This is a genomic window from Curtobacterium flaccumfaciens, from assembly GCF_013359815.1.
Lineage (GTDB): Bacteria > Actinomycetota > Actinomycetes > Actinomycetales > Microbacteriaceae > Curtobacterium > Curtobacterium flaccumfaciens.
In genome coordinates, this window is the sequence record NZ_JABMCF010000036.1 from 60634 (window position 1) to 73476 (window position 12843).

Genomic DNA, 12843 nt, shown 5'->3' on the forward strand with positions numbered 1-12843 from the left:
CGTCGACGGCCCCGGCCACGACGTCCCCGCCCGGAAGGAACCACGCGTGCCGCAGCTCACCGTCCTCGTCGACGGGACCGCGGTACCGCAGGCGCTCGGCGGCGTCGGACGCTACGTCGAGGGGGTCGTGTCGCACCTGACCGACCCGTCGCTCGACGTCCACCTGGTCGTCCGCCCCGTGCACGCTCCGCACTTCGCCGCCGTCGCGCCGCACGCGACCGTGCACACCGCGCCGGGCTGGACCGACTCGGTGCCGCTGCGGTTCCTGTGGGAGCAGACCGGGCTGCCGGCGCTCGGCCGTCGGCTCGGGGCGCAGGTGCTGCACTCCCCGCACTACACGTTCCCGTTCGGCTGGCGCGGCGGGTCCGTCGTCACGCTGCACGACGCCACGTTCTTCTCGAACCCCGAGTGGCACTCGCGCCTGAAGCGCACCTTCTTCACCTGGTGGAGCCGCCGGTCCCTGCGCACCCGACCCGTCGTCATCGTGCCGAGCGCCGCGACCGCGACCGAGGCCGCCCGGGTCGTGCGGGGCATCCGCGCTGACGTCCGGGTCGCACCGCTCGGCGTCGACCGCACGGTGTTCCACGAGCCCGACGTCGCCGCGGTCGAGGACGCCCGGATCGCCGCCACCCTGCCCGAGGGCGCCCCGTGGATCGCGTTCCTCGGCACCATCGAACCGCGGAAGAACGTCACGGCGCTGCTCGACGCGTACGCCTCGGTGCGCGCCGCGCGTGCGGTTGCCGGGTCGGACGGTCACCCGGGTGCGGAGACCCCGTGGCTCGTGCTGTCCGGGGCCCGCGGCTGGGACGAGTCGGCCGTCGCGCGGCTCGACGCCCTGCAGCCCACCGACCACGTCATCGAGGCCGGCTACCTGCCGCTCGAGGACCTCGCCGGGTTCCTCGGCGGTGCCGAGTTCGTCGTCTACCCGTCCCTCGGCGAGGGCTTCGGGCTGCCCGTGGTCGAGGCCATGGCCTCCGGCGCGTGCGTCCTGACCACCCGGCGGCTGTCGCTGCCCGAGGTCGGCGGTGACGCGGCCGTCTACAGCGAGCCCGACGCGACCGCGCTGGCGTCCGCGATGACGGCACTGCTGGACGATCCCGCGCTCGTGGCCTCGCACCGTGCGGCGGCGCTGACGCGGGCCTCCGCGTTCACCTGGGACGCCACCGCCGCCGTGCACGTCGAGGCCTACGAGTCCGTCGCCGGAGGTGCCCGGTGATCCGGGTCGCGGTGCTGACGGTCACCTACAACACCGGCGAGACCATCCGGCCGTTCCTGGCGAGCGTCGCCGGTGCCTCGAAGGACCCGGTCGCCGTCATCATCGCGGACAACGGTTCGGCCGACATCGACGCACTCCGGGCGATCGGTGAGTCCTACGGCGCCGTCGTGGTGTCCTCCGGCGGCAACCGCGGCTACGGCGGTGGGATCGACGCGGCCCTGAGCGCCCTCGACGACGTGCTGCCGGACGTCCGCCCGGAGTTCCTGCTCGTCACGAACCCCGACGTCGTGCTCGGTGAGGGCTCGATCGACGAACTCGTGGCCGCCGCGGACCGGTTGCCGTCCGGTGGGTCGTTCGGGCCCCGGATCCTCGACGACCAGGGCGAGACCTACCCGTCCGCCCGGCAGCTCCCCTCGCTCCGGACCGGCCTCGGCCACGCGGCGTTCTCGCGGTTCTGGCCGGCGAACCCGTGGAGCCAGCGGTACTGGTCCACCACGAAGGTCGTCGAGCGCGAGGCCGGCTGGCTCTCCGGCGCGTGCTTCCTCATCCGGACGTCGCTCTTCCGCGAACTCGACGGGTTCGACGAGTCGTACTTCATGTACTTCGAGGACGTCGACCTCGGGCAGCGCGTCGGTCGGTCGGGTCGGGCGAACGTGTACGTCCCCTCGGCGGTCGTCACCCACACCGGAGCCCACTCGACGTCGTCCAACCGGCGCCGGATGGAGATCGAGCACCACCGGAGCGCCTACCGGTTCCTGTCGCGGAAGTACCGGGCGTGGTGGCTCTGGCCCCTGCGCGTCGTGCTGCACGCGGGCCTCTCGCTCCGCGCACGCTGGGTCACGCGGAAGTAGCTCCCGCTCGCGGGAACCAGGTTCCGGACACAGCACCACGGATCTTCACGGTGCGGTGTCCGAAACCTGGTTCCGGCGGCGTCGGCGCGTGCGCTCGGCGCGGGCCGCCGCCAGCAGCACGGCAGCGCGGGCGTCGAAGGAGTGCTCGGCGGCGATGCGCTCGGCCACGGCGGCCCGCTCGGCAGCCGACGGCCACGCGTGCGCCTGTTCGAGCAGGTCGGCCAGCCCGTCACGGGAGCCCGCGACCGCGAGCGTTGGGACGTCCAGCACGTCGGACAGCCCGGCCACCGGGTCGGTCACGACGACTCCCCCGGACGCCAGCACGTCGAACACCCGGTTCGACACGAAGCCCCCGGCGGCCATGTCGGGCCAGTGGTCGTTGAGCACCACACGCGCCGAGGCGTAGGCCGCCGCGACCTCGGCCCGGGTCAGCGAAGGTTCGCCGAGCGACTCCGCGGGGACGACCTCGTCCCAGCCCGGACCGTGCACGCGCAGATCGGCACCGAGCGCGACCGCGTCGGACACGATGGGTCGCGCGGCACCGCGAGTCGAGCCGACGAACACCACGCGGTCGGCATCGGGGCTCGTCGCCGTGCGCGCGCCCGGGCGGAACACCGCCGGCTCGGTCGCCTGCAGCAGGGTCCGGACCGGCACGCCCGCACGCGCAGCGGCTGCGGCTGCCCACACCGGTCCGGCCGCGAAGGCCGCGTCGAACGACCGCAGTTCGGTGTCGGCGACGTCGTCGGGGTGGCTGATCACCCAGAGCAGGTTCACCGACGCCGGGTTCGGCGGCACCCGGTCGAGGCCCCGGATCACCAGCGTGACGTCGTCCGAGGCATCGTCGTCCCGCACGTGGGCGTCGCGTCGGTCGACGCGGACGCGCTGCCCCAGCCGCTCGAGTGCCCCGGCGAGCTCGGCGGCGAAGTGCACGTCGCCCCAGCCGTCGCCCTCCGGCCCGGCGGGCGCAGCGATCTTGAGCGACCAGACGAGGTGTTCGGCGTCACCGCCGGTCACCCGCGCGGCCGGGGCCACCGGCCGGGCACCCCAGGGCGGCAGCGGCGGTCCGGCGACGACACCGTCACCGTCGGACGCGCGGTCGCGCCAGGTGGCGAACGCGTCGACGGTCGCGGCGTCGACCGTGCGGCCGGCCTCGACCGAGCGGGTCGCCTCGCCGACGACGCGCACCGGTCCGCCGTGGGCATCGGCGACTGCGCGGCTCCAGGCCGTCAGGGTCATGCGTTCGTCCGGGAGGCACGGTGCCGGCACCAGCGCCGCCCCCGGCACCGAGAGCACCGGCTGGTCCGCCGCGAAGACGGTGTCGACGCTGGTCACGGTGTCGGCGCGGTCGTCCGACCACGGCAGGGCGCCGGGGCGCAGCAGCCGGGCACCGGAGCGGAGCGTGCCGTCCGGCATCCGGACCCGGGCCTGCGCGACCGAGCCCGCCGCTGCGAGGGCATGCAGCGCCGGCACGTCGACCGACACCGAGGTGTCGACCACCACGAGCGTCCGGCCCACACCAGCTGCGACACCGGCGTTGATCGCCGAGCCGAGGCCGTCGACGGGTTCCGGTCGGACCCACGGCAGGCGACGGCCGAACGGGTCGACCGGCGAGGCATCCGCGACGTAGCTCACGGCGCGGACGTCGACCCCGCGGCCGAAGGCGTCACGGGCGACCGACAGGAGTCGGGCGACCTCGGCGTGCCGGTCCGAACGGGTCGTGACGAGCACCGTGACGTCGTGGTCAAGCCACGGCAGCGGGTCCGGGAACCCGGTCACGGGAACGACGGACGCCGCCGTCGCGGACGCGGGACGGGCCTCCTGGCCGGGGTGGCCGGAGGCCGTCGCATCCGGACGGCGGCGTCGACCGAACCAACCGGGGGTGGGGGTCACGTGCGGAGCTAGACGCCGAGGAGTCGCTGCAGGTAGACGCCGTAGCCGCCCTTGACCAGCGGCGCGGCGAGCTCGGCGAGCTGCGCGTCGTCGATCCAGCCGTTCCGCCAGGCGATCTCCTCGATGCAGCCGATCTTGAAGCCCTGACGGTCCTCGATGACCTTCACGTACTCCGACGCCTGCATCATCGACTCGAACGTGCCGGTGTCGAGCCACGCGGTGCCGCGGTCGAGGACCTGGACGCCGAGCTCGCCGGCCTCGAGGTAGCGCTCGTTGACCGTGGAGATCTCGAGCTCGCCACGGGCGCTCGGCTCGATCGTCTTCGCGATCTCGATGACCTTGTTGTCGTAGAAGTACAGGCCGGGGACGGCGTAGTTCGACTTCGGCTCGGCCGGCTTCTCCTCGATGGAGACGGCGGTGAAGTCGTCGTCGAACTCCACGACGCCGTACGCCTTCGGGTCGGCCACGTGGTACGCGAAGATCGTCGCACCCTGGACGTCGGTGTTCTTCCGGAGGTTCGTGCCGAGGCCGGTGCCGTGGAAGATGTTGTCGCCGAGGACGAGGGCGACGCTGTCGTCGCCGATGAACTCCTCGCCGATGACGAAGGCCTGCGCCAGACCGTCCGGGGACGGCTGCACGGCGTACTGGATCTCCATGCCGAGCGCCGAGCCGTCACCGAGCAGGGCCCGGAACTGGTCGTTGTACTCCGGCGTCGTGATGACGAGGACCTCGCGGACGCCCGCCATCATCAGGGTCGACAGGGGGTAGTAGACCATCGGCTTGTCGTAGATCGGCATGAGCTGCTTGCTGATGCCCTTGGTGATCGGCCAGAGGCGCGTGCCGGAACCGCCGGCGAGGATGATGCCCTTCATCGGTGTCCCGTCCCTTACTTCTTCGTCCGGAGCGACTCGGTGTACGCGACGCACTCCTCGTACGTCGGCAGCAGGCCCTGTGCCGCGGCTTCCTCGAGGGTGGGGGCGCTGGTGTCCTTCTCGGAGAGCACCAGCTCGCCGAGGCCCTCGGGCAGGTCGAGCCCGACCGTCGGGTCGAGGATCGTGATCCCCTTCTCGCGCTCGGGGTTGTAGTGCGCGCTGACCAGGTAGTTCACGGTCGACTGGTCCTCGAGCGCGACGATCGCGTGGCCGAGCCCCTCGGACAGGTAGACGGCCTTGCGGTCGACGTCGTCGATCCGGACGGAGTCCCACTGGCCGAACGTCGGGGACCCGACGCGGATGTCGACGATGTAGTCGATGAACGCCCCGCGCACGGCGGTGACGTACTTGGCCTGGCTCGGTGCCACGAGGGCGTAGTGGATCCCGCGGGCGACACCGGCCGCGGAGATCGACATGTTCACCTGGCGGAGGTCGAGCGGGTGACCGACGGTCTCCTCGACCACGTCGGCGCGGTACGCCTCGAGGAATGCTCCTCGTGCGTCGCCGTGCTGGACGGGCGTGAACTCCCACGCGCCAGGGATCTTCAGTTCGCGGATCTGCACCGGGGAAGCCTAGCAAGCCGTGAGTTCGCATAGGCTGTCCTGGTTCTGTGCCCCGCGCCCCGCGCGCTGCGACTCCCGAAACGAGACCAAGCGAGCCCGTGAAGCTATTCGTCCAGATCCCCTGCCTCAACGAGGAGAACACCCTCGCCAGCGTCATCGACTCCATCCCGCGGGAGATCGACGGCATCGACGAGATCGAGATCCTGGTGATCAACGACGGCAGCACCGACCGCACCGTCGAGGTCGCCAAGGAGCACGGCGTCAAGCACTTCGTGCACCACACGACGAACATGGGCCTCGCCCGCTCGTTCCGTGACGGCGTCGACTACGCGCTGCTGCACGGTGCGGACATCGTCGTGAACACCGACGGGGACAACCAGTACCCGCAGGCACAGATCGCCGAGCTCGTGCAGCCGATCCTCCGGAAGGAAGCCGAGATCGTCATCGGCGACCGGCAGACGCGCACCATCGAGCACTTCTCCGGCTTCAAGAAGGTCATGCAGCGCTTCGGCTCGTGGGTCGCCAGCCGCGCTGCCGGGCTCGACCTGCCCGACGCGGCCAGCGGGTTCCGCGCGTACTCGAAGTACTCGCTCATCCGCCTGAACATCGTGACGCGCTTCAGCTACTGCATGGAGACCATCGTGCAGGCCGGCTACAAGCGCCTGGCGATCGCGTCGGTGCCGATCACGACGAACCCGAAGACCCGCGAGTCGCGGCTCTTCAACAACATCTTCCAGCACATGTTCGAGTCCGGCTCGGCGATCGCCCGCGTCTACCTGATGTACCGGCCGATGGCCCTGTTCCTCTGGGTCGCCGCGGTGCTCGGTGCGCTCGGACTCTGGCCGCTCATCCGCTACCTGGTGCTCCTGGCGATGCAGACCGGCGGCAACCACCTGCAGTCGATCATCCTCGGTGTCGTCCTGCTCATCACGGCGCTCCTCTCCATAGTCATCGGCGTCGTGGCCGACCTCACCCGCCTCAACCGCACGCTGGCCGAGGAGCAGCTCGACCTGCAGAAACTGCAGCGGTATGGCGACTGAGACGGCCCCGGCCGTGTCGCGCTCCGACGTCCGACCCACGGTCGGGCGGCGCGAGCGCATCCTCGTGATCGCATTGACGGTGGCCTTCGCCGCCGTCCTCGCGGTCTGGGCCGTCGTCACCACGACGTACAAGGCCCCGGACGAGCCGACCCACGTCGACGCCGTGCTGCACCTGGCGATCGGTGACGGCTGGCCAGCGCCCGGCGCGATGCACTACCTCAACGCGGTGCACGACACCCAGATCAGCAACATGCGGCAGTCGACCGACGTGAACCAGACGTGGGGCGAGCTGCTCCGCGAGTTCCCGGGCGTGCACCCGACGAGCATCGACCAGATGTCGCAGCATCCCGCCACGTACTACGCCCTGGCCGCCGGGGTCCTGCAGCTGGTGCACTTCGAGGACCTCCGCTGGGACCTCGCCGTCATGGTGCTGCGACTGTTCGACGCCCTGCTCGTCCTGCCGCTGCCGTTCCTGGCGTGGGCGACCGTGCGTCGGCTGACGCGGTCACCACGGGCCGCCCTGGTCGGCGGTGCCGCGGTGTTCGCCCTGCCCGAGGTCGCCTCGATCGGCACCTCGGTCACGAACGACGCGCTCATGCTGCCCTTGGCCGGGGCGCTCGTGTACTTCGTGGTGCGACTGCTCACCGGCGACCTGCGGGTCCGCACGACCATCTGGATCGGGCTGCTGCTCGGCGCGATGCTGCTCGTCAAGGGCACCGCGCTCCCCGCGATCCCGTTCGTGGGCATCGCCGTGATGGCCGCCGGCTGCACCCGGGCGACCGTCTGGCGGAACGCGCTCCGGACGCTGTGGACCCTGGGGCTCGCCGCCGTCGTCGGCGGCTGGTGGTGGCTCCGGAACATCCTCGTGTACCGCGACATCCAGCCGGACGGCATGGCCGGCGCACGTCCGCCGATGCCGTTCCCGGCCGGCACCGCGGCCAGCCCCGAGGTGTTCCTCCGCGACTACTGGAACGGCGTCACCCGGACCTTCTGGGGCAGCGTCGGTGGTCTCACCCAGTTCCAGCTCGCCCAGGTCCTGATCGACGGGCTGACCATCGCGTCGCTCGTCGGCATCGTCGTCTGGGGCTTCCGCCGCGGTCCGTCGCTCCGCCCGGCGATCGTGCTGGCGTCGTTCCCCGTGATCCTCATCGCCCTGCACCTGCAGAGCGGGTGGGGCGGGTACGTCCGGAGCACCATCGTCGCCGGCACCCAGGGGCGCTACTACTACCCGACGCTCATCGCCCTGATCGCCCTGAGCGCCCTCGCCTGGCGCCGGGTCACCGTGACGGCAGCCGGCACCACCCGGCTCGCCGTCGGGATGTCGATCGCGGCGATGGCCATCGCGCTGTACGGCGTCGTCTACGCGCTGCGGGCCTTCGGGCGCGACGCCGCCTTCTGGGTCGACGAGTTCGCGGTCGGCCGGTTCGACCGCTACGGCATGGTCCCCGCCGGCACGAACTTCACCCTCGTCGCCGTCGCCGCGGTCGCACTGACCGTCACCGCCGTGCTGCTCGTCCGGTTCATGCGCCGTCCGGAGGTGCCCGCGTGAGCGCCCCGCGACCGCTCGTCGGCCGGCACGAGTGGGTCCTGCTCGGCACCGTGACGCTGGCCTGGCTCGCGTTCCTGCTGACCTTCGCCCTGGTCACCCCGGCCTTCGGGACACCCGACGAGCCCGCGCACGTCGACGCCGCGTTCCGCCTCGCGCTCGGACTCGGCTGGCCGCACGGCGGCGAGATGCACTACCTCGCCGCCGTGCGCCAGATCGTCGAGCACCCGGCGCCGGCCGTCGACCGCCCCACGGTCGACGCGCTGCTGGCGGCCGTGCCCGGGGACTCCCCCGCGATCGACCCGATGTCCCAGAACCCGCCGACGTACTGGTTGGTGGCCGCCGGGATCCTGCGCGTCATCCGGTTCGGCTCCCACGACTGGGCGACGTCGGTGCTCGTGCTCCGCGTGTTCGACGTGCTGCTCGTCACCGCGCTGCCGGTCCTGGTCTGGGCGACGGTCCGTCGGGTGACCCGCTCGCCCCGCACGGCACTCGTCGCCCCGGTCCTGCTCTTCGCCGTCCCGCAGCTGGCGCAGGTCACCTCCGGCGTCACGGTGTGGGCACCGGTCGTCCTGCTCGGCGCCGTGCTCGTCTGGCTGAGCGCACGCGTGCTGACCGGCGACCGTTCGTGGTGGACCACCGCCGGGCTCGCCGTCGCCGTCACCGGACTGGCGGCCCTGAGCGCGCTGGGGCTCCTGGCGATCCCGTTCGTCGTCCTCGTGTCCGCCCTGGCACCGGGCCGGACGTGGGGCCGCCGGGGCCTGCACGCCGGCGTGGTCGTCCTCGCTGCCGTCGCCGTGTCCGGCTGGTGGTGGGTGCGGACGCTGCTCGTGAGCGGGACGCTCCTGCCCGACGCCCTGCGCGCCGTCACGACCGTGCAGCCGTACCCGGCGGGCGGTGCGAACCCCGGGGCGTTCGCCGGGCGCCAGTGGGACGGACTGACCGCCTCGTTCTTCGGCGCACTCGGTGCGAACCAGTGGCCGTTGCCGGCGATGGTCATCGACACGCTCGCCGTCGTCGGACTGGCCGTCATCGCGTGGTCGTACGCCCGCCGGGCTCCGGGTCGCCGGGTGACCACGATCCTGCTCGTCTGGCCGACGGTCGTCCTCGTCGCCACCCTCGCCTACAACTGGCGGAACTACCTCGGCACGCACCAGGGCAACGGGCTGCAGGGCCGGTTCCTGTTCGTCGCGGTCGTCGCGCTCGTGCTCGCACAGGCGGTCGCGTGGCACGCCCTCGTCGTCCGTCCGGAGCTCCGCCGACGCCTGGCCCGGCTGGCGGTCGTCGGTTCGCTCGCGATCGGCGCGTACGGCATCGGCCTGACCTACCGCGGCGGGTGGGAGAACACGCAGTTCCGCATCACGCCCGGCGGCATCTCCGCGATGGCCGGCGGCGCGGTCACCGGGCCGTTCGCGATCCTGCTGGTCGCCATCGTGTTCGCGGCCGCCGCCGTCGCGACCGTCGTCCTGGTGTGGCGCACCGTCGCCGAGCCGGGAGCACCCGCCACCACCGCCGAGCCCGCCGACGCCGACGCCGCCGAGCCCGCCGACCCCACCAGCGGCCCGCTAGAATCGCCGCCGACCCACGAACCGACCGTCAGGAAAGAGAACTCGTGAAGATCCTCGTCACCGGAGGAGCCGGCTTCATCGGCTCGAACTTCGTCCGCCGCACGCTGGAGGACGCGTACCCCGGCCTCGAGGGCGCCGAGGTCGTCGTCTACGACGCACTGACCTACTCCGGCAACGAAGCGAACCTCGCCCCGGTCGCCGACTCCCCCCGCTACACCTTCGTGCACGGCGACATCCGCGACGCCGCGAAGCTCGACGAGGTCGTCCCGACCGTCGACGCCATCGTGCACTTCGCCGCCGAGTCCCACGTCGACCGCTCGGTCCGTGACTCCGGCATCTTCGTCGAGACCAACGTCGTGGGCACCCAGCGTCTGCTCGACGCCGCCCTCCGCCACGGCACCGAGCGCTTCGTGCACGTCTCCACCGACGAGGTCTACGGCTCCATCAGCGAGGGCTCGTGGGACGAGGAGCGCCCGCTCGAGCCGAACTCGCCGTACTCGGCGTCGAAGGCCGGCAGCGACCTGCTCGCCCGCAGCTACCACCGCACGCACGGGCTGAACCTCTCGATCACGCGCTGCTCGAACAACTACGGGCCGTACCACTTCCCCGAGAAGGTCATCCCGCTCTTCGTCACCAACCTCATCGACGACGTGCACGTGCCGCTGTACGGCGAGGGCAACAACATCCGCGACTGGCTGCACGTCGACGACCACACCCGTGGCATCGCGATGGTCCTGACCCGTGGCCGCGCCGGCGAGATCTACAACATCGGCGGCGGCACCGAGCTGACCAACAAGGAGCTCACGCAGCTGCTGCTCGACGCGACCGGCAAGGACTGGTCGTACGTCGACCGCGTCGCCGACCGTCTCGGCCACGACCTGCGCTACTCGGTCGACATCTCGAAGATCCAGGCCGAGCTCGGCTACGAGCCACTCGTGCCGTTCGAGCAGGGTCTGGCCGACGTCGTGCAGTGGTACCGCGACAACCGCGCCTGGTGGGAGCCGCTCAAGCAGCGTGCGGCCCTGAGCTGAACCGGCACACCGTGACCAGGTACCTCATCACCGGCGCCGCCGGCATGCTCGGCCAGGACCTCCAGGCCGCACTCGCCGGCCGCGACGTCACCGCGCTGTCGCGGGCGGACCTCGACATCACCGACCCGGCCGCGGTGGACGCCGCCGTCGCCGGGCACGACGTCGTGATCAACTCCGCCGCCTACACGAAGGTCGACGACGCGGAAGACCACGAGGACGACGCCCACGCGGTCAACGCGACGGGGCCGAAGCTCCTGGCCGAGGCCGCGGTCCGCCACGGCGCGAAGCTCGTCACCGTGTCGACCGACTACGTCTTCGACGGCAACGGCACCGCGCCCTACGCCGAGGACGCCCCGACCGACCCGATCAACGCCTACGGCCGCACCAAGGCCGCCGGCGAAGCGTTCGTGCGCGCGATCGCCCCGGACACCTCGTACGTCGTCCGCACCGCGTGGATCTACGGCGCGCACGGGCCGAACTTCGCCGCGACGATGCTCCGGCTCGCGGGATCGCACGACACCGTCAGCGTCGTCACCGACCAGGTCGGCCAGCCGACGTGGACGGGCGACCTCGCCGCGCGGATCGTCGAGCTCGTCGACGGGGACGCCCCCGCGGGCATCTACCACGGGACGAACGCCGGCCAGGGTTCCTGGTTCGACTTCACGCAGGCCATCTACCGCGAACTCGGGCTCGACCCGGAGCGCGTGCTGCCCACCGACAGCGCCGCCTTCGTCCGGCCGGCGCCGCGCCCGGCGTACAGCGTGCTCGGCCACGACGGCTGGTCGCGTGCCGGACTCGCGCCGATGCGCGACTGGCGGGACGCGTTGCACGCTGCGGTCGCGGCGGGTGCGCTGACCGCGTAGGCACGGCTCTCGACCGGGAGGCGCGGGTCGGGTTCCGCACACCGCGGACCCGACCCGCGCCTCCTGTCCGACCACCGACCGCGCCCAGGGGGCACCGGGACCACCCTGGTAGTGTCGGGCAGCCGAGCGCGGGGCCGGCCCTCGGCCCCCTGACCACGGGTCCACGAACCACGACGAGGAGCACAGCACCATGACCACCCTCCACGTCATCGTCGACCAGATCGTCGCGCCCGTGCCGGGCGGCATCGGGCGCTACGCCGAGGAGCTCGCGCGACACCTCGTCGAGCACGCGCCGAGCGGCTGCGAGGTCGCGGGTGTGGTCTCCGCCGTCGGGTCCGACGAGATGGCGCACCTGCGCACGCTCCTGCCCGGACTGTCCGACCTGCAGCGACTGCCGCTGCCACGTCGTGAGCTGTCGCTCGCCTGGCAGGGCGGGTTCGTGGGCGGCATCGCGAAGGGCATGGTGCACGCGCCGAGCGTGCTCGCACCACTGGTCAAGCACGACCGTTTCCAGGACCCGGGCCGGCAGACCGTGGTGACCGTGCACGACGTGGTGCCGTGGACCAACCCCGAGACCCTCACGCCGCGCGGCGTCCACTTCCACAAGGCGATGGTGAAGCGGGCGTGGAAGCACGCCGACGCCGTCGTGGTGCCGACCCACGCCGTGGCGGGCGCGCTGAACGAGATCCACCGGTTCGACGACCGGCTCCGCGTGATCGGCGGCGCCCCGAGCGGACGCCTCCGCCTGCCCGTCGACGCCGACCTGCGCGCCGAGCGCCTCGGCCTGCCGGACCGCTACGTGCTCGCGGTCGGCACGCTCGAGCCGCGCAAGGCCCTCGCGTCCCTGATCGAGGCGATGGCCCACCCGGACGCCCCCAGCGACGTGCCCCTCGTCATCTCCGGTCCGGACGGCTGGGGCGACGTCGACGTGTACGGCACCGCGGAGCGCGCGGGACTGTCGCGCGACCGGGTGAAGGTCCTCGGCCGCATCGACGACGCGGACCTCGCGGTGGTCTACGACCGTGCGACGGTGTTCGTGTTCCCCAGCCTCGCCGAGGGCTTCGGCCTGCCCGTGATCGAAGCGATGAGCTTCGGCACCCCGGTGATCCACTCCGACGACCCCGCCGTGGCGGAGGTCGCGTCGGACGCCGGCGTCACCGTCGCCCGGTCACCGCGGGAGTCCTACCCCGCACGGCTCGCACAGGCCGTCTACCAGGTCGTGAACGACCCGCAGCTGTCCAGCCGGCTGGCCGTGGCGGGGCCGGACCGCGCACGCATGTACGACTGGTCCGACTCCGCCGCGGAGACCTGGCAGCTGCACGCCGACCTCTGACGGTCGGAGC

At 72.2% G+C, this 12843-nt stretch carries 11 protein-coding genes; 8 read left to right on the forward strand and 3 right to left on the reverse strand.

Going from position 1 to position 12843, the window contains the following annotated elements; genetic code table 11:
* Nucleotides 1-46 precede the first annotated feature (46 nt).
* Together HP445_RS08420 and HP445_RS08425 are read left to right on the forward strand one after the other, a co-directional pair.
* Entirely contained in the window at nt 47-1216 is a 1170-nt protein-coding gene (locus HP445_RS08420) for a glycosyltransferase family 4 protein (RefSeq protein ID WP_241660413.1), read from the forward strand.
* A complete protein-coding gene (locus HP445_RS08425; protein ID WP_128780645.1) occupies nt 1213-2067 on the forward strand; it encodes a glycosyltransferase family 2 protein in 855 nt (284 codons plus the stop codon). Before HP445_RS08420 ends, HP445_RS08425 begins: the two co-directional genes overlap by 4 nt.
* 45 nt (nt 2068-2112) lie before the next feature.
* Here HP445_RS08425 and HP445_RS19150 read toward each other — a convergent pair whose 3' ends face one another.
* The 3 genes from HP445_RS19150 to HP445_RS08440 form a co-directional block, all read right to left on the reverse strand.
* Entirely contained in the window at nt 2113-3843 is a 1731-nt protein-coding gene (locus tag HP445_RS19150; protein ID WP_128780644.1) for a glycosyltransferase, read from the reverse strand.
* A 122-nt stretch (nt 3844-3965) separates the two neighbouring features.
* Nucleotides 3966-4829 (reverse strand): glucose-1-phosphate thymidylyltransferase RfbA, encoded by an 864-nt coding sequence (gene rfbA, locus HP445_RS08435; protein ID WP_111029470.1) that lies wholly within the window; start codon nt 4827-4829, stop codon nt 3966-3968.
* A 14-nt stretch (nt 4830-4843) separates the two neighbouring features.
* A complete protein-coding gene (locus HP445_RS08440; RefSeq protein WP_128780643.1) occupies nt 4844-5452 on the reverse strand; it encodes a dTDP-4-dehydrorhamnose 3,5-epimerase family protein in 609 nt (202 codons plus the stop codon).
* Nucleotides 5453-5550: 98 nt separating this feature from the next.
* Here HP445_RS08440 and HP445_RS08445 point away from each other — a divergent pair, with 98 nt between their 5' ends.
* The 6 genes from HP445_RS08445 to HP445_RS08470 all read left to right on the forward strand — a co-directional run bounded on the left by HP445_RS08445 (nt 5551) and on the right by HP445_RS08470 (nt 12833).
* Nucleotides 5551-6492: a glycosyltransferase family 2 protein gene (locus tag HP445_RS08445; RefSeq protein ID WP_071406435.1), complete on the forward strand. Its 942-nt coding sequence runs from the start codon at nt 5551-5553 to the stop codon at nt 6490-6492.
* Nucleotides 6482-8041, forward strand: coding sequence for an ArnT family glycosyltransferase (locus tag HP445_RS08450; protein ID WP_128780642.1), 1560 nt, complete (start codon nt 6482-6484; stop codon nt 8039-8041). Before HP445_RS08445 ends, HP445_RS08450 begins: the two co-directional genes overlap by 11 nt.
* The gene (locus HP445_RS08455; protein WP_128780641.1) at nt 8038-9654 is read left to right on the forward strand and encodes a glycosyltransferase family 39 protein; all 1617 of its coding nucleotides are present in this window, start codon (nt 8038-8040) and stop codon (nt 9652-9654) included. The genes HP445_RS08450 and HP445_RS08455 overlap by 4 nt, the downstream gene beginning before the upstream one ends.
* Nucleotides 9651-10637 (forward strand): dTDP-glucose 4,6-dehydratase, encoded by a 987-nt coding sequence (gene rfbB / locus HP445_RS08460; protein WP_071406432.1) that lies wholly within the window; start codon nt 9651-9653, stop codon nt 10635-10637. Before HP445_RS08455 ends, rfbB begins: the two co-directional genes overlap by 4 nt.
* An 11-nt stretch (nt 10638-10648) precedes the next feature.
* Nucleotides 10649-11500 (forward strand): dTDP-4-dehydrorhamnose reductase, encoded by an 852-nt coding sequence (gene rfbD / locus HP445_RS08465; RefSeq protein WP_111088169.1) that lies wholly within the window; start codon nt 10649-10651, stop codon nt 11498-11500.
* 190 nt (nt 11501-11690) lie between these two features.
* A complete protein-coding gene (locus HP445_RS08470) occupies nt 11691-12833 on the forward strand; it encodes a glycosyltransferase family 4 protein (RefSeq protein WP_110863315.1) in 1143 nt (380 codons plus the stop codon).
* Nucleotides 12834-12843 lie beyond the last annotated feature (10 nt).

What these genes read in the sequence shown, in the direction of transcription:
- rfbA (WP_111029470.1), bottom strand. Translation starts at nt 4,829, where the DNA reads ATGAAGGGCATCATCCTCGCCGGCGGTTCCGGCACGCGCCTCTGGCCG.
- HP445_RS08450 (WP_128780642.1), top strand. Translation starts at nt 6,482, where the DNA reads ATGGCGACTGAGACGGCCCCGGCCGTGTCGCGCTCCGACGTCCGACCC.
- HP445_RS08470 (WP_110863315.1), top strand. Translation starts at nt 11,691, where the DNA reads ATGACCACCCTCCACGTCATCGTCGACCAGATCGTCGCGCCCGTGCCG.